At 60.5% G+C, this 21,300-nt stretch carries 14 protein-coding genes; 6 read left to right on the forward strand and 8 right to left on the reverse strand.

Annotated elements, in window-relative coordinates:
• Nucleotides 1-84 precede the first annotated feature (84 nt).
• From ABMQ42_RS03015 to ABMQ42_RS03025, 3 genes are all read left to right on the forward strand, one after another.
• Nucleotides 85-1,014, forward strand: coding sequence for a glycosyltransferase family protein (locus ABMQ42_RS03015; RefSeq protein ID WP_349721290.1), 930 nt, complete (start codon nt 85-87; stop codon nt 1,012-1,014).
• Nucleotides 1,015-2,231: 1,217 nt separating this feature from the next.
• The gene (locus ABMQ42_RS03020; RefSeq protein ID WP_349721292.1) at nt 2,232-2,618 is read left to right on the forward strand and encodes a DUF4352 domain-containing protein; all 387 of its coding nucleotides are present in this window, start codon (nt 2,232-2,234) and stop codon (nt 2,616-2,618) included.
• A 59-nt stretch (nt 2,619-2,677) separates the two neighbouring features.
• Nucleotides 2,678-7,540: a PKD domain-containing protein gene (locus ABMQ42_RS03025; RefSeq protein ID WP_349721294.1), complete on the forward strand. Its 4,863-nt coding sequence runs from the start codon at nt 2,678-2,680 to the stop codon at nt 7,538-7,540.
• Nucleotides 7,541-7,576: 36 nt separating this feature from the next.
• Here the strand turns inward: ABMQ42_RS03025 and ABMQ42_RS03030 are convergent, their stop codons facing one another.
• From ABMQ42_RS03030 to ABMQ42_RS03045, 5 genes are all read right to left on the reverse strand, one after another.
• Nucleotides 7,577-8,470, reverse strand: a complete 894-nt coding sequence (locus ABMQ42_RS03030; protein ID WP_349721296.1) for a DUF6492 family protein — start codon at nt 8,468-8,470, stop codon at nt 7,577-7,579.
• A gap of 45 nt (nt 8,471-8,515) precedes the next feature.
• On the reverse strand, nt 8,516-9,985 hold the full coding sequence (locus ABMQ42_RS03035; RefSeq protein ID WP_349721298.1) for a lipopolysaccharide biosynthesis protein: 1,470 nt from the start codon (nt 9,983-9,985) through the stop codon (nt 8,516-8,518).
• A complete protein-coding gene (locus ABMQ42_RS18175; protein WP_502884583.1) occupies nt 9,982-11,190 on the reverse strand; it encodes a Coenzyme F420 hydrogenase/dehydrogenase, beta subunit C-terminal domain in 1,209 nt (402 codons plus the stop codon). The genes ABMQ42_RS03035 and ABMQ42_RS18175 overlap by 4 nt, the downstream gene beginning before the upstream one ends.
• Nucleotides 11,187-12,254, reverse strand: coding sequence for a polysaccharide pyruvyl transferase family protein (locus tag ABMQ42_RS03040; RefSeq protein WP_349721512.1), 1,068 nt, complete (start codon nt 12,252-12,254; stop codon nt 11,187-11,189). The genes ABMQ42_RS18175 and ABMQ42_RS03040 overlap by 4 nt, the downstream gene beginning before the upstream one ends.
• 91 nt (nt 12,255-12,345) lie before the next feature.
• The gene (locus tag ABMQ42_RS03045; protein WP_349721300.1) at nt 12,346-13,416 is read right to left on the reverse strand and encodes an acyltransferase family protein; all 1,071 of its coding nucleotides are present in this window, start codon (nt 13,414-13,416) and stop codon (nt 12,346-12,348) included.
• A 160-nt stretch (nt 13,417-13,576) separates the two neighbouring features.
• Here ABMQ42_RS03045 and ABMQ42_RS03050 point away from each other — a divergent pair, with 160 nt between their 5' ends.
• Together ABMQ42_RS03050 and ABMQ42_RS03055 are read left to right on the forward strand one after the other, a co-directional pair.
• Nucleotides 13,577-14,857 carry a hypothetical protein gene (locus ABMQ42_RS03050; RefSeq protein WP_349721302.1) on the forward strand — a complete coding sequence of 427 codons (1,281 nt, stop codon included), beginning with the start codon at nt 13,577-13,579 and terminating at the stop codon, nt 14,855-14,857.
• 54 nt (nt 14,858-14,911) lie between these two features.
• Nucleotides 14,912-16,348 (forward strand): tyrosine-protein kinase domain-containing protein, encoded by a 1,437-nt coding sequence (locus ABMQ42_RS03055; protein ID WP_349721304.1) that lies wholly within the window; start codon nt 14,912-14,914, stop codon nt 16,346-16,348.
• Between the two features lie 38 nt (nt 16,349-16,386).
• On the opposite strand, the gene ABMQ42_RS03060 is transcribed toward ABMQ42_RS03055, so the two are convergent.
• A complete protein-coding gene (locus ABMQ42_RS03060; RefSeq protein ID WP_349721306.1) occupies nt 16,387-17,541 on the reverse strand; it encodes a glycosyltransferase in 1,155 nt (384 codons plus the stop codon).
• A 129-nt stretch (nt 17,542-17,670) separates the two neighbouring features.
• Between ABMQ42_RS03060 and ABMQ42_RS03065 the strand changes: the two genes are divergently transcribed.
• Nucleotides 17,671-18,285 (forward strand): arsenate reductase/protein-tyrosine-phosphatase family protein, encoded by a 615-nt coding sequence (locus tag ABMQ42_RS03065; RefSeq protein ID WP_349721308.1) that lies wholly within the window; start codon nt 17,671-17,673, stop codon nt 18,283-18,285.
• Here the strand turns inward: ABMQ42_RS03065 and ABMQ42_RS03070 are convergent, their stop codons facing one another.
• Both ABMQ42_RS03070 and ABMQ42_RS03075 read right to left on the reverse strand, forming a co-directional pair.
• Nucleotides 18,286-19,452 (reverse strand): DUF1972 domain-containing protein, encoded by a 1,167-nt coding sequence (locus ABMQ42_RS03070; RefSeq protein WP_502884584.1) that lies wholly within the window; start codon nt 19,450-19,452, stop codon nt 18,286-18,288.
• A gap of 78 nt (nt 19,453-19,530) precedes the next feature.
• Nucleotides 19,531-21,144: a sugar transferase gene (locus ABMQ42_RS03075; protein WP_349721312.1), complete on the reverse strand. Its 1,614-nt coding sequence runs from the start codon at nt 21,142-21,144 to the stop codon at nt 19,531-19,533.
• Nucleotides 21,145-21,300: the final 156 nt, after the last annotated feature.

A 21,300-nucleotide genomic window follows, 5' to 3' on the forward strand; every position in this document is an offset into this window, starting at 1 on the left:
CGTCTGCGCTGACAGCAGCATGCCGCAATAGGCCGTGAGTCCAGAGAGTGCTCACTGCCCTTGTGGCGGGAGGAGCTGACATCCATGCCTGATGCGCCCCCCGCACTCCTCATCGTCAATTACGGTTCTCACCACCTCATCGAGGAGAACCTCGCGCGCACGCGACTTCCGTCCGGCACGACTGTTGTCATTGTTGACAACTTCACAACGCACGATGAACGTCTCGCAATGAGGAGGGCGTGTGTTGCAAATGGCTGGGAGATGTTGACTCCGCCGGGAAATCTCGGCTTTGGAGCGGGGATGAACGTCGCCGCGCGCGCTGCTCGAGACCTGGGCGCTGACGTGTTCATCCTTCTGAATCCAGACGCGTACATCGAGGGCGACGGCGTTGTAGCACTCGCAGAAGACGTCGCGGCTGACCATTCGGTCATGGTGTCACCCCTCGTCAACCGTCCAGACGGTGGCCATTTCTCCTCTGCCATGGAGCTCGACATGGCGACGGGTGCCGTTCGCCGTTTGGACCCACGGAATCGCTTTGACGAGTCCTCCGAATGGCTGAGTGGGGCGTGCCTGGCCGTTCACGCCGATCTGTGGGCGCGAGTCGGAGGCTTTGATGACGACTACTTCCTCTACTGGGAGGACATCGATCTCTCCGTTCGTGTAGTAGCCAGCGGTGGCCGGCTTCACGTGAATGACAGCGTCTCGGCTGTGCACAGTGCGGGCGGTACACAGATTCGGTCCCGTCGGGGGCAGACGAAATCTCCGGAGTACTACTTCTATAACGTGAGAAATCGACTTGTCTTCGCGGCGCAGCATCTTGACCGAGGACGTCAGAACCAATGGCTGAGGCAGACCGCTCCCATTGCATGGAGTGTCTTGATGCGAGGTGGAAAGCGCCAGCTCATCAACCCTCTCCGGACGTTTTGGCCAATCGTGCGCGGCACGGTTTCCGGATGGCGCTATATGAAGCGTCACCGCCGAGCGGCAAGGGGTACGTATCGTGTTTCGCGGTGAGCATGTCGTCGCAGTGATCGGCAAGTATCACGGTCTGGGAAACCGGCTACGTGTCACTCTCGGTGCCCAATCACTTGCGGACTGGGCCGGTCGACGCTTTCACTACACGTGGCCGACGGGTTCTCAGTTCGGATCCCGGTTGACTGACCTGTGGGAGTTTGACGCCGACCGGTTACCCGGTGGAGTGGCGCAAGCGCTTCGTGTGCGATACCCATATCAGCGAGAGCCAGACCTTACCTGGCTGTCGGCGGCTGCCGACAAGCGGGTGTGGCAGATTCGCACACCCCATGCGCTTCGCCTGCCGGCGGGTGCGGTCCCGTGGGGAGAACGACTTCAGCAGCTGGGGCTCACGCCACCACTTGCTGAACGCGTCACGTCCTTCTACTCGCGGCATCTCGCGGGTGAGCCGTATATCGGGGTCATGGTTCGCGCGCACGTCATCTCGAACTCCAAGACACTGGAGCGGTCGCCGATCGATTGGTACCTCGAGCGCATGCGTCGGATACGTGAAGAACGGCCAGGGATCCGTTTCTTCGTATCTGCAGATACTCCCCAAGCCCAGCTGACCGTCCTTGATGCGATCCCTGGTTCGGTAGCGCTCGATGACAAAGGCGGGTACAACACTGGCCCCGGATTGAGATCATCCGTTGTCGACTTGTATCTGCTTGCGTCGGCAGGGCACTTGATCGGCCCGTATTTCTCCAGCTTTCCGGAAGTCGCGCAGGCTCTGGCGGGTCCTCGGCTGCGACTGGAGACTTCGGGCTCGTCGGATGATCAGATCCTTTCGCCGGGCGAAATCCTCCATGTAACGCGTGACCCGCTCCGCCCAAAGAGGTAGGCGACCAGGGTGGAACCCGAACGAAGGACGTCGACTTGACCGAATGCGGCGTGGTACGATCTGCGAAAGTCCCAGCGTGCCGCTGTGGGAGCGGCTCGGTGTCGTAGACGCGGGACAAACGGGGACTGCCGCTGGCGCGGCAAATGATCTGGGGAGACAGGCCGTGGGTGGACGGTCGGCGAAAGTCGTGATTGCTCGCGCAACATGGCCGCTGGGAACACTTGTGGTTTTGGCTGGGTTGCTCACGGGATGCTCCGTCACGCATACAGAAGCGGATGTAGGTGGGCAGAACACAGGGCCACTTCCGACTGCCACCATTCCTGCTCCCGGCGGCGGATCTGTCGACGAGACGATTGCGCCCGCAGACCCTGCTCCGACAGTGAAGGCCTCGCTCAGGGAATCGGCAGATGTCGGCGACGGAGTGGCGGTTGCCGTGGCAAAGGTCCGCGATCTGACGGTCAAAGCGACGACGCCGGGGGAGATCGCGGGGCCGGCAGTCGCGATTACGTTGAGAGTTACCAACGGTGGGGCGAAGGGCATTAACCTGAGTGCCGCCATGATCAGTGTGACTGGCTCGCATGGGGCATATGGACAGCCCACCACGTCGGACCCCTACGACCCTTTCTCCGGCTCTCTGGCCGCTGGTGATTCCGCGACCGGCACGTACGTTTTTCGGCTACCCGCGGAGCAGCGGAAGAGCCTTTCCGTGACAGTCGAGTATGTCGCAGGAGCGCCGGTTGCGCTCTTCGTCGACAAGAACAAGTAGGAGTCATTGTGAGCGCAGGAATTCTTCGTCGCACAATTGCGATGCTTGGGACTGCCGCAGTGGTCACCGTGGGCATCGTTGTGGGAACGGCGCTGCCCTCGGCTGCTGCTGGTGGTCCTGCTCCCATCGAGCAGCGCAATGACAAGACGGTGACAGCAGATCCCATCCCGACTGTGCAGATTGACTCCGGCATTGTTTGGGCGCAGGTTATCAACGGCGACACTGTGTACGCTGGCGGCAGCTTCTCCAATGCACGACCGGCTGGGGCCGCCGCGGGGACGGATCTTATGCCGCGGAGCAATCTGCTCGCGTACAACATCGATACCGGTGTCGCAACGTCGTTTGCCCCGACGATCAACGGCACGGTCAAGGCTCTCGCGCTTTCACCGGATGGCAGTCGGCTCTATGTCGGTGGCTCGTTCACCTCTGTGGATGGGCAGGTTAGGTACAACCTGGCAGCGTTTGATACCACTACGGGCGCACTGCTTAACGACTTCAAGCCCGCTATCGGCGGTTCCTACGTGAACGCGATCGTGGCGACGGGAGACACGGTGTACGTCGGCGGGCTTATCGGAGCAGCGAAGGGTGTGCTTCGAAACAACCTGGCAGCTGTGACGTCGTCCGGGGCCCTCCTTGGCTGGGCGCCAACGACGGACCTCCAAGTGGATGCCATGGTATTGAATCCACAAGGGGACAAGATCATCATTGGTGGGCGGTTCTCAACAGTGAATGGCGCTACTCAGCGCGGGCTTGCCGCCTTAGACATGACAACGGGCAGCGTATTGCCCTGGGCCGTCACTGCGACAGTCAAGAACGGATGGGGAACAGGCAGCGGAAAGGGCAAAGCCGGGATCTTTGGACTCACCACTGACTCGACGGGTGCCGTCTTTGGAACGGGGTGGGTGTACGCCACCGTGACTGAGGGAAACCTCGAGGGGCTGTTTGCCGCCGAGGGGGAAGATGGCGCGATCCGCTGGATCGCTGACTGCCACGGAGATCATTACGGGGTCTACTCGGACGGCACCAACGTGTACAGCACCGGACATGAGCATGAATGCACGACGGCGGGCGGTTTGGCGCAGGGGACTGGCACGATGCGCAACGCCACCGTCTACACATCCGCTGCGAAGGGCACACTCACTCGATCGCCGTATGTGAGTTCGATCTACGCAGATTGGAGCGGATACCCTGCGCCAGCGGCCGTCAACTGGTATCCGGACTGGACGACCGGGACCGCCTCCGGGTCGGGACAAGCGGGTTGGGACGTCACCGGTAACGGCAAGTATGTAGTCATTGGAGGGGAATTCCCCTATGTCAACGGTCAGCGCAGCCAGGGCATCGCACGATTCGCAGTGAATCCTCCAGGAGGGCCGAAGCAGGCGCCACGTGTGTCCGGAGACGACTGGGTGCCCACGGCGAGATCGGTCAGCGCTGGGACAGCCCGCATCCAGATTCCCGCGAACTGGGATCGCGACGATCTCAACCTCACTTATGAACTGTGGGAGCAGGGAGCCAGCAAGGCGTCTGCAACTGAGACGTCGCAGGCGACATTTTGGAACAGGCCTACCCAAACCCTGACTGCGAAGGGACTCACGCCGGGCTCTTCCCACACCTTCTATGTGATTGCGAAGGATGGTGACGGCAACACCGCAAAGAGCGCCAGTGTGACGGTGACAGTCAGCAGTGCGGCCGCCTCCGCATACGCGGATGAGGTCTTGGGTGACGGGGCGTCGCTGTATTGGCGGCTCGGTGGCGATGCCTCGATCGGTGGCAGTGACTGGGCCGGCACAAATGACGCGACGTGGGCAGCTGGAGTGAGCGACAGCGCGGATGCTGCGCTCCTCGGTGAGACGGATGCATCGGCGAAGTTCAGCGGTCAAACAACTGGCTATGGAAGCACCACAAGCACAGCTAGTGTCGGCAGCAGCTTTGCCGTGGAACTGTGGTTCAAGACGACAACGACGTCAGGCGGCAAACTGGTGGGCTACGGCAGCTCATCGACCGGGACATCTTCAAGCTACGACCGGCACGTGTACATGACGAATGATGGTCGTTTGGTGTTCGGTGTGTATCCAGGGTCGGTCAAGACGGTGCAAAGCTCCGCTGCATACAACGACGGATCGTGGCACTACGTCGTCGCGGAGCAGAGCGCCACAGACGGAATGCAACTCTATGTGGACGGCCAGCTCGTCGCCTCAGATGCAAGTGTGACCACTGCGCAGAGCTACACCGGATACTGGCGGCTCGGTGGTGACAACTTGAGCGGCTGGACGAATGTGCCCTCGTCGTATTGGTTCAACGGAACTCTCGACGAGTTTGCCGTGTATCCCTCCGTGCTGACCGCGGATCAGGTGTCGTCGCATTACGCTGTGGCGAAAGACGTGGGGAGCCCGACTGCGGACTTCACTGTGGACGGCTCGGATTTGGCCTGGAGCGTGGATGGGTCCGGGTCCACGGCGCCGGCCGGACGAACGATAACCAACTACGCCTGGAACTTCGGCGATGGTGCGACGGCCACAGCGGAGACGGCTTCACACACATATAGTGCTGCGGGGACGTACACAGTGACCCTGACGATTACCGACAGCTTGGGACTCGTGAGTTCGACTACTCACACTGTTACCGCGACCGAGCCACATGTGGCTCCAGTGGCCTCGTTCACTGCTGATGTGTCGGGCCTGTCGGTGGCGGTCGACGCGTCCGCTTCGGCAGCGTCGGACGGGGCGACGGTCACCGGATACAGCTGGGACTTTGGGGATGGGGAGCAATCGACCGAATCGTCGTCGACGCATGCCTACTCGAACGCCGGAAAATACACCATAACGCTTACGGTCACGGACAGTGACGGTGCGAGTAGTGCTGCGGTGACGAAGGATGTGACGGTCAGTCATTCGGATCCTGAGGCGTCTTTCTCAGCGGCACCGGGGGCGTTGTCTGTGCAGGTGGACGCGTCGTCGTCTAAGGCTTCGGATGGTGCGGACCTGGCTTATGCATGGGATTGGGGCGACGGGTCGGACGTGGGGACGGGGAAGACTGCCTCGCACACGTACGCTTCGGCGGGGACGTACACGATCACGTTGACGTTGACGGATAGTCTCAATGCTACGGCGACGGTGTCTCATGACGTCGCTATCGCAGACAAGGCGTTCGCGGTTCGTGATGACTTCGACCGGACCGTGACGTCTGGGTGGGGCACGGCGACCGTTGGTGGCGATTGGAGCTCGGCGAACGGGCTGTCTGTTGCTGACGGCGTCGGGAAGATTTCGTTGGGTTCAGGAAAGACGATCTCAACCTCCTTGTCGACGGTTTCTGTTCAGGATGTTGATGCGACAGCGCAGGTGAGCTTTGCGGCGGTGCCGGATGCGGGCAGTCTCCACTTCAACCTCGATGTGCATAAGTCCGGCGACAACGAGTACAGGTTGAAGGCGCGTGTGACGTCGACGGGAACTGTCGCTGTGAGTGTCGCAAAGGTTGTCAGCAACACTGAGACGTTGCTGTCCACTGCGAATATCTCCAAGTTCACGTTGACAGCAGGTGGGACGCTGGATCTCCACTTGGTCACGTCGACGGCTGGTGGAAGTACGACCCTCAAGGCAAATGTCTGGCCCTCGGGCACGGATGAGCCGTCGGGATGGCTCGTCAGCGCGACAGACGCGACAACGACTCTCCAGTCTGCGGGGGCTGTCGGGGTACTGACCTATCTCTCGAGCAGCGCCAGCAACGGCCCCATCGTCATCTCACTCGACAACCTCGCCGTGACCGATGTGGATTCGAGTCCTCATAGTGCGCCGATTGCAAACATTGCTGCGAGCGCTTCAGGCCTAACTGTGCAATTCGACGCCTCCGGGTCGCAGACGTCGGACGGCGCGACCCTGGCGGGGTACGCATGGGACTTCGGTGATGGAGATACCTCGACGAAGGCTGCGCCATCGCACACCTACGCGGTTGCGGGCAAGAGGACCGTCACCCTCGTCGTGACTGATTCTCGAGGTGCGAGTAGTGCTGCGGTGACGAAGGATGTGACGGTCAGTCATTCGGATCCTGAGGCGTCTTTCTCAGCGGCACCGGGGGCGTTGTCTGTGCAGGTGGACGCGTCGTCGTCTAAGGCTTCGGATGGTGCGGACCTGGCTTATGCATGGGATTGGGGCGACGGGTCGGACGTGGGGACGGGGAAGACTGCCTCGCACACGTACGCTTCGGCGGGGACGTACACGATCACGTTGACGTTGACGGATAGTCTCAATGCTACGGCGACGGTGTCTCATGACGTCGCTATCGCAGACAAGGCGTTCGCGGTTCGTGATGACTTCGACCGGACCGTGACGTCTGGGTGGGGCACGGCGACCGTTGGTGGCGATTGGAGCTCGGCGAACGGGCTGTCTGTTGCTGACGGCGTCGGGAAGATTTCGTTGGGTTCAGGAAAGACGATCTCAACCTCCTTGTCGACGGTTTCTGTTCAGGATGTTGATGCGACAGCGCAGGTGAGCTTTGCGGCGGTGCCGGATGCGGGCAGTCTCCACTTCAACCTCGATGTGCATAAGTCCGGCGACAACGAGTACAGGTTGAAGGCGCGTGTGACGTCGACGGGAACTGTCGCTGTGAGTGTCGCAAAGGTTGTCAGCAACACTGAGACGTTGCTGTCCACTGCGAATATCTCCAAGTTCACGTTGACAGCAGGTGGGACGCTGGATCTCCACTTGGTCACGTCGACGGCTGGTGGAAGTACGACCCTCAAGGCAAATGTCTGGCCCTCGGGCACGGATGAGCCGTCGGGATGGCTCGTCAGCGCGACAGACGCGACAACGACTCTCCAGTCTGCGGGGGCTGTCGGGGTACTGACCTATCTCTCGAGCAGCGCCAGCAACGGCCCCATCGTCATCTCACTCGACAACCTCGCCGTCATCGACCCAACTGAAGGCTGACGGAACTCGGAAGTTGGTCGGACTATCGGAGGCGCATCAGCGTCGGTAGAGCCGTCGAAGGACCAGGGACGCAGTCTGCTCGCGAAAGAATCGTAGCCTGAATTGCTGTGCCTCGTGCAAAGAGCGCATGAGGCCCCAGGAAACCCAATGCTGAGCGAGGAGCCTATAGTCAGATGGTCGAAGTCGTTGCAATGCGCGACGGTGCACGCCAAAGAAAGGGGCGTCGAAGTCTGCAGCGAGTCTGATCGCTTCCTCGACGCCACTGGCGTTCGCTGAGCCACCCCACACTACCGGGCACTGAATTGCATTTCCATCGAACACTCGCGACCAGTCGCCATCTCGTTGGAGTATCCACGCAGAATACAGAAAGAACTCAGTTAAATCGTTCTTCACGAATTGAGCTTCAAAGCCGTGCGAATTAGCGATTTCTCGCGCGATCTCGGTTTTGAAAACAAACGGAGTTGAGGTGGGTGGGTAGTAATCGGCCGGTGTTTCGTCTAGCCCCATGTAACGCAGGGTGGTCAGCAGTCGCGCCTTGAGCGGGTGGACCGCATAGCTCTGAAATCCACCGCGTGCCCGACCGTCGGGCGATAGAAAGTCGCTGAGCGACAACGGCCGAATGGCGTGATTCTTGGCATCTAAGACAACGTACCAGGGCGTCTTCACGTAATTGGCGATCAAGAGTTTGAGGATCTGCTGGTTCACCCAGCCGGACCCAGCCCGCGTGGAGGTGATCGATCCCGAATGGATGACGGTGACCCGGCTTCGTAGCCAGTCGTATACGTTGAGAAGGTCAGTGAGGCGGCGGCCAGACAGGCGCGTCTCGTCATTGTCGATAACGATCACCTGCTCGACGACTCTTGGACTCGCATAAAGAGCAAGGGATCGTGCCTGCAAACTTAGGAGGGCATCTTCGCCCCTGTACGTCACCGTAATGAGTGTTATCGGTTCCATGCTGTATCTTCCGCTATCCCGTCAAGCAGTGGATGGACTGCGCTTGAACATGAGCCGAACAAACGCGACTAGATTTCGGGAGTCGCGGCGATAGACGGGGAGGAAGAGTGCCACCGCGGCCGTCACGAGTCCGGCAGCGACGCCTACAGCAAGCATCGCCCAGGGCCCCACACTGATCACGAACTGAGAAGCTTCCCATGCCACGAGTCCAACACATGCTGTGGCGAGCAGAATCCGACCAGCTCCGGCATAGAGCTTGGCGGTCGGCATTGGCGTCACGCGAGAGAGCCAAAAGAGCGACAGTGGCCACGAGAGCGCTGGCGCTATGACGAATCCGATTGCGACGCCTACAACGCCGAAGAATGAACCGATGATGATGCAGAGAATCTTGATCGCGGTGGTGACGATCGTATAGAAGAAGAGGGATCGACCGAGGCCTCTGGAGAGGTAGACCCAGTATCCGACGAAAGCTATCGTAGTCAACAGCCCGGCGATCGAGAAGAGCGAAAGGATCGGAGCTGCTGCGAGCCAACGTGGCCCAAGCATGATCTTGACAATTGGACCAGCAAGGGCTGTAACAAGGGCCAGCGGAATTCCCAGGCTATAACCCAGCATCAACTGCGCAGATGTGACGTAGCTGTCGAAGCGCCCGCGGTCTTGTTGAACACGGGAGAGCACGGGCAACGCGACACCCTTCATAGGGCTGCGGACCTGACCCAACGGCGTCATGACGAGTTGGTAAGCGCGGTTATAGAGGCCGAGCGAGGTTGTGCCAAACTTGAGTCCAACAAGAATAGTGTCGATCTGTGATCCCGCGTAGACCAACAAGTTTGTTGCAACGATATTCCATCCAAAGTTTAACAATTCTCGAATGGAATATTGTCGCGAGTATCGGCGGGGAAACCAGTGACCCGCGATGGTCACACCGGCCAAAATGATCACGCTACTCGTGAGCTGCTGCGCCACGAGCGCCCAATAATTCGCTCCCAAGAACGCGGCTATGATCGCGACCAGCAGCGCTATCCCGGCGGCAGTGATGTCGATCACCGCGAGAGAGCGAAACTTCAGGTCTCGGGAGAGGTTGGCACGGTGCTGCGTTGCGAGCCCATTGAGGAGAAAGAGCGCGGCCAGAGCGCGTATTACGCCGGCGATTTGTGCTTCGCCCGTGAGTATTTCGATCGGACCCGCGAGAAAGAACATGGTGACCGCGAGGATCAGACCGATCCCGGTGTTCACCCAGAAGAGATTGTCTCGTTGCCCATCCGTTAACACCGGCGCCTGGATCGATGCAGACGTCAGACCGAAATCGCGGAAGAGTTCGCCGATTCCCACGACCACAAGCACAATCGCCAGGAGGCCGTAGTCGTGCGGTGTGAGCATACGTGAGAGGACGACGACGGACAGAAGCTGAAGGAGGATCTTGGCCGCCTGCGCAACGAAGGTGAAAAGTGCGCCTCGTGCGGCGGAGTGGGCCAGTGAGGAAGAGGTCACGTGTCTCTCCGGGCGGATTTCACGCGCCGATAGGTTCCGCGAGCAACCCGAGCGAACGCAACGGGACTGATGAGGGCCAGACGCACCAAGCGGAAGCAAATATACCGCGGAGGTCTTCGGCCCGCCAGCCAGGAGCCCAGCAATCTTGCGAGAAGTTGGCGCCGCCGATTGGTCTGGAGTGGTTGTGCTGCGTGCAACTGAGACATCGCGAGTGGGCGCAACGCAATCACACCCGCGGCTGCCGCGGACAAAACGGCCTCCCTGCCACGCTCAGTACGCGCTATCACTGCGCTCACGCCGTCTTGGTCGTCAAAGGCTGGATACCCGTGCGCATCTGTTGTCCATGAATCGGCAGCGACGACGTCTGCTGACTGACCCACGGCGTCAACGCAGATCTTGCAGCGCCATTGCGTCCTAGGCCCAAGAATCTCTCCCCATGACTCCTCGTAGGGGACCTCAACCGAGTCGTGCCCACTCCGTGCGGTGAACTTCCCCGGCCAGCCGCGACCTCGATACCAGAGGTCATCAATCCGTCGCCCGGGGTCTAGTCCGTGAGTCTCGAGCAGCGTTTGTGTCGCATGCTGGCTTGGTGTCCCTGCGCAGAAGAACGACAAGAGAATTGGCGGTTCGAGGTCGAGATCGCATGAGGCGGCTCGGAGCGCTGCGACTTCGCAAGGCTTGCCGGTGACGGCTGTTTGAGTGTTCAACACATCGGGGTTGTCCAACGCCGCGACCGGTGCATATCGCGAACCCGTCGATCGGATCGCCTCTTCACGTGTTGTCATTGTCACTGGAACGCTTCGGCGCGGATCCTCGTGGGAGGCAGCGACACCTGTCACGCGGGAGGCTCGACCACTTTCAAGGAGCCATGCGTTCAACGCTGTCAAGACGCCGCCGCTACTACCGGCATACCGCACACTAGGGTCGATCGCCCAAGCCTCCCATGCCTCAACGTAGTCGCCAAGGAGGTGATCGCGGGTGCCTCCGGGGACCCGCGGGGCGCGTACCTGTACGCCGGGGCATGCCCGACGAAACACGGTAGCTGCCCCAGTGATCTCTTTCGGTGGGCCTGAACTCTCGGGTCTCATGTACCCGTTGTCATCCAGACGCATGCGTATACCCCTATCAAGGAGTGCGCACAGTCCGCACCCGGAACATGCGTCTCTGCGAAGGACGTCTTCAACGAGGCCGCGGAGCTCGGTCATAGTGCGCCGCCCAGGAGCTGGGGAATGCCTGCAAGCAACTCGCTCGCACGCGAGCGAGTGATTTGCGCGCGTGACTTAAGGTCGTGGCAGTTTCGGATGATCTGCAGCACGTCGGCGCCGGGGTCCTCAGCCTCCGTCACAGAGATGACATGGGGCCAGTCGATGGCTTTCATCAGTGGTTCGAATTTGCGCGAGTAAGCCATGGCGATCGCTGGCGTGCTTGTGGACAGCGCGTTGAGACATGCGTGCATTCGCGCGCCGATCACAACGTTCGCGCCGGCGACGGCGTCACGAACGTCTTCCAAGCCTTTGGGTACTAGGACACCGACGGCACCGTCGAACTCTCGCTCAAGTTCCCGGCACGTGGGTACATCGTTGTCCGGGTCAAGGGAATCGAGGACGTGAGGGAGGAGGGTGACATCCCTACCGTCGGAGAGCAACCCGGCGATGATTGACCGGACGCTCTCACGGTATTTAGTGAGGTCGACGTGATCGTTTGCGCGCCAGAGGAGGCCAGAGACGTTCACGAGAACATCGCGCTCACATGGCGCAGTTGGCTGATGGATCCCGAAGACGAGATCGGTCGCCATCCGGTCCACCTTGCGGCCTAGCCGAGCGGAAGCCTTGGCGCTGACGGGATCACGGGCAAAGACGAGTCGTGAGCGACGCAGATTTCGTTTCGCGAGCACCCTCGCTGTCGTGTGCTGGAACGGCCCGATCGTCTGCGGTGCGAGGACTGCAGTGACCCCTGCCTCGGTCGCAAACTCATGGAGGAGGGACATTTTGGCGTGACGGTTGGTGCCATAGATGTCGGCAAAGCTATCACCTGACCGTGTATCCCACAGCAGATCGAACTGCTTGAGCCAGTCCATCATGCCGCCGCGTGCCATCACGCGTGCTTTGAGAAGCGACCGAGGGTGTCCAAGCGGGACCTGAGCCGGCTTGTTTCCGAAGTCGAGGAAATCGAATGTGGCATCGGGCCACACTGACTTCAGGAGATCCACAGACCCCCTACCAAGGGCACGCACCCCGAGATTCGGTGACAAATCGCTCGCCCAAGCCACAAGTATGCGCAAGGCTCCCCCTTCCGGGCGTCCCCAGCCCTCAGACGATCCTATTCGGTGCGGTCGCGAACTGGGCTAACCGGGGCGCGCGTCAGGCCGGCTGTCGACGACGGCCGATACCGAGGAGTGCTGCAATCGCTTTCGAAAGGGTATCGGGTGCTTGAAAGAACCACTTAATCGGTACCTGGTGCTTGAGGAGTGCAAGCACCGTTCCTATGGCCACCGCAGCCACCAGGTTAGCTAGCGTGACCAAGACCGGGCTGAAATCAGCGAGAGGGGTCCGCGAGATGAGGGTCATCAGTGGGAAATGGCTGACGTAGAAGATCAACGATGATCGACCGAGAAATTGCATTGTGCGCATGAATTTGCCGCCCTGGCTCAACTTGCTGTAGAGCGACATGAGCGCGAGCCCGCCGGCGATGCTGAGAGGTGCACCCCACACCAGGAATTGAAGTTGCGCGGTCCACAGTGCTGCAGCAACGCCAAAGAGAACTGCGACGAAACCGAATGTGAAAGCTAAGCGTCGAGTGGTCAGCTTGCGCAATACTTCAGGGTAGCGAGAGAGGGCGCTGCCTGCGAAGAAGAAGATCGCGTAGTATCCCATGCGCTGCTCGACGGATCCATACGGTAACAGAACGCCAATGGCACCGGCAAGACCAATAGGGATCCAGGATGGGAGATGTTTGAAAAGGGGAGCGAAGAAGTAGTAGACCCCGATAAAGAAGAGAAACCAAAGATAGGACGTGGCGTACCAAGCACGCCAGTGCCACCAGGGCATCCCTTCGATGTTGAGGAAGACTCCCTTCGCGATGAGGACCCAGACGAGGTAAGGCCAAAGAATCATCGCGAATTTACCTGCATAGTACTTTGGCAGAGGCTTATCAAGTGACCTTGTGAGCAGCATCCCGGACAGAAGCATGAGCGTTGGCATGCGGTAGGGGAGAAAGAAGGCATTGATCGTACGGAGATAGTCGGGGATCTGCACCCCATACATCTCAGGGACAGCGCTCGAGTGCCACAAGAGCAACAAGAGGATGGCGGTGCCCCGCACGCCATCCATCCACTGCATTCGCGTGCCTGCGGCCTGAGGAAGCATTGACATCTGCGGCCTCTCAGCAAGGGGAGGCGAGTTCAGGTGAAGTGTGCGTGATCGACATGACATCCATCATGAGGATTCCCCCAGATCCGGGAGCCCCATCTCCCTCCGGGGAAGTCTACTCCAATGGCGTGTTTGTCGAGAAACGCCGTTGGCGAGGTGGCCGCGCGAGGCTCTTGCTGCGGGTCGTTCCGATTAGGATCGAGGTGCCAACGAGAGGATCGGCGTGGGCTCGAACCCTGTGCAGACAGTAGCCATCGTTGCTGCGGCGATGTCGCTTGCGGTGGCGCTGGTTCTGGTGCTCCGTGCCAGGCCAAGAGCCGGAGTGTTGGTCTGGACGATTGCCATGTTCTTCGTGCCGATCTGGGTTCAGGTGAATGCGTTCGGCGTGACTGTCTCGGCCATAACTGCGGTGACGGCGCTTGCCGTCGTCGCGGGAGGGTGGAGAGACGCTCGGTGGACGAGCATCGATACCGTAATCGTGGTCTTCGTTGCTACCTTGCTGCTCGCGCGCGTGCTGGGCCACTCAGAGAGTGGTCATCTTCGACAGATCTTGTTCATGTGGATTATTCCCTATATCTGGGGGCGAGTGATACTCCAACGGGTTCCGGAATCGTGGATCGCGGCATGCATAAGCGCGGCAGCGTTGATCGTGGCGGTCTTGGCAATCGGAGAATTCGTGACTGGGGTTAACTTGTTCTTGTCGATACCCGGGGCGCAGTCGTCAGTATGGGGCGGGCTAAGAGAGCGCGCAGGGCTCATGCGTGTGGAGGCCGGTTTTGGTAACTCGATTGCGCTTGGCGGTGCGCTTGCGATATCGACCAGCTTTGTGGTCATCACAAAGTGGCCAACTTGGTTGCGCGCCGTCGTGCTTGTGGTGATCGGGTCGGCGACCGTCTTGACGTTCAGCAGGTTGGGAATTCTTGGATACGCACTCACACTCGTGCTGGCAGTCTTTCTGCTTCGCAAGCAGGCTGGCTCGGCTCTGCGATGGATCGTTGTCGGTGTTCTCGTGGTTGCCCTCGCAGGAATCTTTCCGGTGTTGCTCCGGATCTTCGGTGAGGCGGGCGCCGAAGCGGAGGGAAGCGCCGACTACCGTGTAGATCTCGTCTCCTTGTTGAACTCCATGGTGTTCGTCGGTATATCACCCGACCACCAGGTGTTGGCGACCGGTGTCGAGTATTGGGGGCAGTTCCGGTCCATTGACAGCGCGCTGATCCTCTTAGGTCTCCAGTTTGGACTCGTACCGCTCGCTGTCACGATCGTCTTGATCATTTCATTGGTAGTGGGAGTCTGCCGAGCTCCCTCGGCCGCAAACGTTGCACTCCTAGCACAGATTCCCGCGTTCGCAACGGTCGCGCTCATCACGCAGTACGCCGCGTTTGTGTGGTTTGTTGCAGGTCTCGCAGTAGCGACTTATGCTCTCGAGCGGCGTCGTCCTGCGACAGCTGGGGCGGACACGGCGTCGATCGCCCACCGGTCGTTGGAAGGTTCTTCGCTATTCTGAGTGGACGGTCAGTCGAATGGCGGCGCTGGAAGCTCTTGGGGGTTGGTTAAGTCCATGGATGTGAAGCCGCAGGTCGCTCCTTCTCGAATCATTGGGCGTCTCATCCGCGGGTGGTGGATTCTCTTGGCGACCGCATTCGTCGGCGCCGTACTGTCGTTCGGATACTCAAGTCTTCAGACGCCAATCTTCGAGTCGACCGCCTCCTCCTACTTCTCCATGCGATCGGCCACGAGTGGCTCCGACATTAACCAGGGCTCCGCCTATACCCAGAACCAAATGCTGTCGTTCGCCCAGTTAGCGATGTCATCGATGGTGCTCGACGAAGTGCGAGAACAACTCGATGTGAACTTGACGAATTCTCAGATCCGCAGCATGACGTCGGTAGCCATACCGCAGGACACCGTGACGCTCGATGTGACCGCGGCGTCCAGCGATCGTCAGTTTGCCGCGGATATGGCTAATAGTATCTCGAAAAGTCTTTCCAAGGCGGTCGACGTAGTCGCGCCAAAGGACGACGCTGGGAACGCAACCGTCGTGGCGCGCGTAATACAGCCTGCGGAGCCCGCCATATACCAATCCTCTCCGAACAAGCAACGAGATGCTCTTCTTGGAGCCTTCGCGGGCTTGCTCATTGCGGGACTAGCAATAACAGCATGGGCGCTGCTCGACACCCGGGTCCGAAATGAAGAAGTCCTCCGGCGGGTTACGGACCTACCCGTCCTCGGGTCTGTTCCAACATCAAAGAGCCGTGGCGGCGTGCCGACGATGGTCGCCGAGACTAACGGTCCGAATGCGGAGGCGTATCGCAGCGTGAGATCAAGTCTCGTGTTCGCCGCTGTAGGACACGATATCAACGCTATTGCTGTGACTTCCTCAATTCCGGGTGAAGGTAAGACGACGACAGCCGTGAATCTTGCACTAACCTACGCGGAAGCGGGTGCGAGCGTTCTCCTGGTCGATGCCGACCTCAGACGGCCCATGGTGGCCAGTTCTCTTGGGCTCGAGAACGCTGTGGGCCTTACAACGATGCTCGTGGGCGCTGCAAACTTCGAGGAGGCTCGATTGCAATGGGGCGACTCACGGGTGTTTGTCTTGCCTGCGGGAGAGATTCCACCGAATCCCGCTGAGCTACTGGCTTCAAGAAAGATGCGGGAGCTACTGACGGAACTGCGGAGCGAATACGACATCATGATCGTCGACACTGCGCCCCTCATGTCTGTGTCAGACGCGACCATCATCACGCCATTGATGGACACGACAGTCATCGTTGCGGAAGCATATCGGGTCCAAGAGGCCCAATTGGCTCGCTCGCTGTCGGCCCTTGCCGCGGTGCGGGCTCAAGTCGCTGGGGTGCTCCTCAACAAGATCCGACGCCCGCGCCGCAGCTACTCCAACTACTACTACGCGCCGAATCGCGACGGAGAGCGTGAGAGCCGCGAAGCGATGCGCAAGCATCGTCGCGGATACGCTGGAGATCGTCGCCGCGGCTGAGTCCATTAATGTCGTGGGATCTCGCATGACACCTGGCGTCATTGCATGTGCCAGTGGCTATCGTTAAACACCAGCCGTGTGAGAGTTTCCTGATAGCGGCTGGTGGAGTGGCGTTGCGCCATCGTGTTGCGAGTTGCTGATACACCTTCGCGCATCTCATGCCACCGGGCTGAGATGGCTTCCACCGCGTCGGCGAGGGCGGCAGCTGAATTCGGCGCCACGCGATATACGGTTCCGACTCCCGCAGTCGCTTCCCTAAGTCCAGAAGTGTCACTCACGATCACAGGACGCTCGCCGAGCGCTCCCTCGATGGCAGTATTGCCGAATGGCTCGTCATATCTGGATGGAACGACAAAGATGTCGCAACTCTCAACGAAGCTCCACACGTCGGCGCGGAAGCCGTACATTTTGACACGACGCTCTAGGCCGGCCCGAGCGATGGCCTCATGGAGACTTTCCTCGAACCATTCATACCCTTCGAACGTCGAACCCACGATTGCGAGAGATGCGGCAACCCCCCGGGAGTCGAGGATCCGCAATGCATCGATGACGAGATCAGGGCCCTTGCGAGGGGATAGCCGGCCCACGTAAAGGAGTCTAGGTCCAGGTATGAGTTGCTCGCGAAGTGGCGTGACAACGGTGGGCCCCGACACCGCATTAAGAAGGACGACAGAGCGCGAAGTCAGTCGCTTGTACGTCGAAGCCATAACTTCTCGGCTGAACGCGCTGTTGACGATCACTTGGTGGGCGAATAATGCGGGCGTGTACAGAGCCTTTTTGATAATCCTGGACGCAGATGCTTCACCTTCATGCACGTGGAGCACAACGCGAGCGCCCCGCAATCGGGCGAGAACGGGCCACAGCGGAAGGGTGATTGTACTGACGTAGACGACGGCGGGGTTCTCCTGACGGAGTAGCCGCCAGCTAGCTCGGAAGCCTTTCCATGCCGTGAGAAAGAACTCCGGCCAAGCTCGCGGCTTGATGAGACGCTTGCGTAGCACGAACTGGGGAGCGATTGTGACTTCTGCTCCAGCGGCGCGTAATCGCTCGGCCAGAGGACCCTCTGCTGGTGCTGATACGATGACGCGTCGGCCATCGTCCAGGAACGCGATGACGCTGTCCAGCAGTACGCGGTCTGAACCGTACAATTCCATCCCGGGGTGGGCGACGACCACGGTGCGAGATGTGACCACGAACGACGCTCCTTTCGGCGATCCGCCTGTTGCGCTGATGGGCGGGCCCTGTCTCAAGTGTGCCAGAAAAGCCGCCAGCGCCCGGGCTGGACTAACCTCTCTTTAGGGAAGGATTCCGAGGGATCGCGTGTGAGCTATCGTCTGCTATTTGTCTGCACCGCCAATGTATGCCGTTCGCCGCTGATGGAGTTCACGTTCTCAAGCTGCCTCGATGATGTCGATCGTTGGTCGATTGATAGCCGCGGGACGAACGTCACACGACAGAGTTCAATGTGTTCGCGGGGGCGGTCCCTGATCACGGTGCCGCGAGTGTCTCATCTTGCCGACCGCCATCTGTCTGCCGCCGTGACTGCAGCAGATCTGAAGGCCGCTGATCTCGTGGTCACTGCATCGAGGGAAGAGCGTTCCAATCTTGCCCGTGTGCTGCCGTCATCGCGGCCGTACACCTTTACCTTGAGAGAAGCGCTAGCTCTTGGCGAGGCTAATTCTCGCGTTGAGTCTTCGCAGAAGATTGACGTTGCCTCTCTGCTGGCAGGTTACGCCGCGATCCTGAATTCCCGTAGAGGCTCCGTCGTGCCGCCTCGGTCGCCGCGATTCCTGTGGGGTGAGAGGGTGAACCCGATGGATACTCCTGACGTTCACCATTCTCGACCTTATCGGCACAGCGCCGTACTCGAACGGGTGCGGGATGACACTCAGATGTTGCAGCAGCGGATCGCAACTTTCATCAGACAACGAAGCTGATCAAGAGTCTGAAACGTGGTGAGGAGTGCCCTTGAACTCCGCATCAGTTCGTCGTGCCTTTCGTCCATATTGGTGGGTCGATGCTCCCTGGCGCAACGACAAAGCCAAGCGCTCGTAGTCGGCGGCCACGTCGTCCCAGCGGAATGCAGCAACCGCACGTTCGCGCAACGCCCTTCCGACGCTGGCGATGTTGGCTGAATCTGCTTCGGCCGAGTGGAACGCAGCTGGAAGGTCCGCAGACTTCTTAAAGAACCAACCGTGTCCCGCTAGCACCTCACGGTTAAAGTGCACGTCGTAGGCGATCACGGCCGTGCCAGCACCCATGGCGCGAAGCAGCGAGGGATTCGTGCCCCCGACCGAGTGACCGTGGACATAAGTGAGAGCGTGGGCGTAGAAGGCATCGAGGAGGTCTTGGTCGTACACCCCGCCGAGGAGGTGAATGCGCGGGTCAGCCGCCGCTAGACGTGTGATGCGCTTCGTATAGTCGGCGCTGTACGGAGCTGAACCGATTACGACGAGAGGCAGCTTCGCATCGCCGCCCGTATATCCCTCGACGATCTCCAGCACGTGGTTCTCCGGCTCGAACCGGGCCACGACGAGGTGATACCCCCAGGGCTCGAACCCGTACTCACGGATGCCGGTAGCGTCGGCATCGCGAAGCACCGGGGCGCCGTAGCGAATGAGCGAGGTGGGCATGCCGAACTGGTGCTGGTAGTACTCAGCGATCCCGGGTGCGTCAGCGATGAGGGCGTCCGCTGCACGGACACCGAACTGCTCGGCCCAGCGATAGTACGCGCGGCCGCGCGGGCCCCACTTTGAGCGCTTCCACTCCAGCCCGTCCATGTGCAGCGCAACGGGAATGCCACGAGCGCGCAGCAACGGAAGGAATGGAGCGTTCGCGGCGTTGAAGACGAACGCGACGTCAGGCCGTGCCTTGACGACCGCATGTGCCGTTGACAGTGCCGTGTGGGTCAGCGTCTCGAGCTGCTTGATCGGGAGGGCCGGGAGGTGGACCGTTCGCATTCCCAAGTAAAAAGGCGCCTTCACTTCGGCGCCCCGGGTATAGACCACGAGCCTGTGACCACGCGCCACCAGACGTCGCCCGACTTCTTCAATAGCGGTCTCGAATCCACCATATGCGGCAGGCACGCCGCGGGTGCCGATCATCGCAATCCGCAGAGGTATGCGGGTCTGCGCAGCGGGGTTCTCCTCCCGAGAGGGTACTGGTACGGGCGTCATCGCGCCTTAGTATGCCCCATTCGGCGCCACCATGGCTCTCGCGGTGCGCCACATTATCATCAGGTCGGTCATCACGGACCAGTTCTCCACATACCGCAAGTCAAGACGAATGCTCTCTTCCCAGGACAGATCACTCCGTCCGCTGACCTGCCAAAGACCAGTGATCCCGGGCTTGATGAACAGTCGGCGCGAGACGTCGCGGTCGTACTCCTCTACTTCGGTCGGCAGAGGCGGTCGCGGTCCCACCACGCTCATGTCGCCGGTGAGGACGTTCCAGAATTGCGGCAGCTCGTCGAGCGAGAACTTGCGGAGCACCGCGCCGATACGCGTGACGCGGGGGTCGCGCTTCAGCTTGAACAGCGGCCCAGAACCCTCGTTCGCAGACTGTAGCTCGGCGAGCCGTGCTTCGGCGTCGACGACCATGGTGCGGAACTTGAGGATCTTGAACTCTGTGCCGTCGCGGCCGATCCGCGTCTGGCGGAAGAAGATCGGGCCCCGGTCCTCAAGCTTGATCAGCAGCGCCAGCGGCAGGCCGACGATCACGATCGGGATAAGTGCGAGGGTCGCCACTGCGAGGTCCATCATTCTCTTGAGTGCATGGCGTGCGCCCTCGAATTCGGGAATCTTCACCTGGATGAGTGGAACACCATCGACTGGACGCAGCGAGATACGCGGCCCGGCGACGTCGGCCAGCCGGCTGGACAGGATCAGCTCGGATGCCGTGCCCTCCAACTCCCACGAGAGGCGCTTGATGAACTGTGGGTCGCCGTCCGGCTGGCTGGCCACGACGACGGAATCGGCCTCGAGATCGCGCGCCCGACGAGCGACTGTCACTGTGGTTCCTACAACGGGGAATGAACGTCCGTCGACAACAAGGGACTCGGCGGAGCCATCTGCGAGAGCGGCGCCGACAATCGAAAACGCGCGGCATGGGTCGTGCAAGAGCTGGCGAATCACGTATTCAACGTCGTCACGCGAACCTGTCACCAGGGTACGCGCCGCATAGTTTCCGTGTGCGCGGCGACGGATCAACCAGCGCCGCCACATCCAGCGCCCGGCCAGCGCCACCACTAGCCCCAAGGGAAGCGCCACCAGTAACTGCATGCGTACGCCGTGCCACTGGAAGATCACGAAGCTCATCGCGACGATGCCGAATGCAAGCCCGGTCGCATGTGCCACCCGCTTATATTCTGTTGCACCCGAGCCGAGTACCCCTGAGGAGCGGGTTCCAAAGAGCGAGAGGACCGCAAACCAAATAGACGCGGTCATCGCGCCGACTCCCGCGAGCGCACTCAGAGTCGCAGTCTGAGGGTCGAACCAATTGCTGGCGAGAGTGGCGAACGAGGTCACCAGGGCGACGATCGCGGCATCGGTGATCGTCAAACGGCGGCGCAGGCGACGTTCCCACAGACGTCGGCGTTCGAGCGACGGCTGCAGGCGGGGAGCCGCCGCCTGCGCGGCCTGCTCGTGAAGTGAGGTGGTCGCCAGTGGGAACGGCGTGATGCGCGCTCGCCCGCCCTGTGGCTTCGATTCGAACAAGGTGACGGACGACACCCCGAACGCCGCGTGTGTCGTCGCCTTCTCGATGGCCGTAACGGATTGCACGTCGACGGCAGTCACTTTGCGCACCCCCAGATGCGCACGCGCTTGCGCGCGTCCCCAATAGACATTCGCTCCCCAGTAATGCCTGAGTGACCGCGGTCACCCGATTTCCCCAGTTATGACCTGCGTCCCAACGCAGATCGTGTTGCAGCATCCCACTGCCGCAATATGTTT

It is taken from the genome of Microbacterium sp. KR10-403, from assembly GCF_040196215.1.
Lineage (GTDB): Bacteria > Actinomycetota > Actinomycetes > Actinomycetales > Microbacteriaceae > Microbacterium.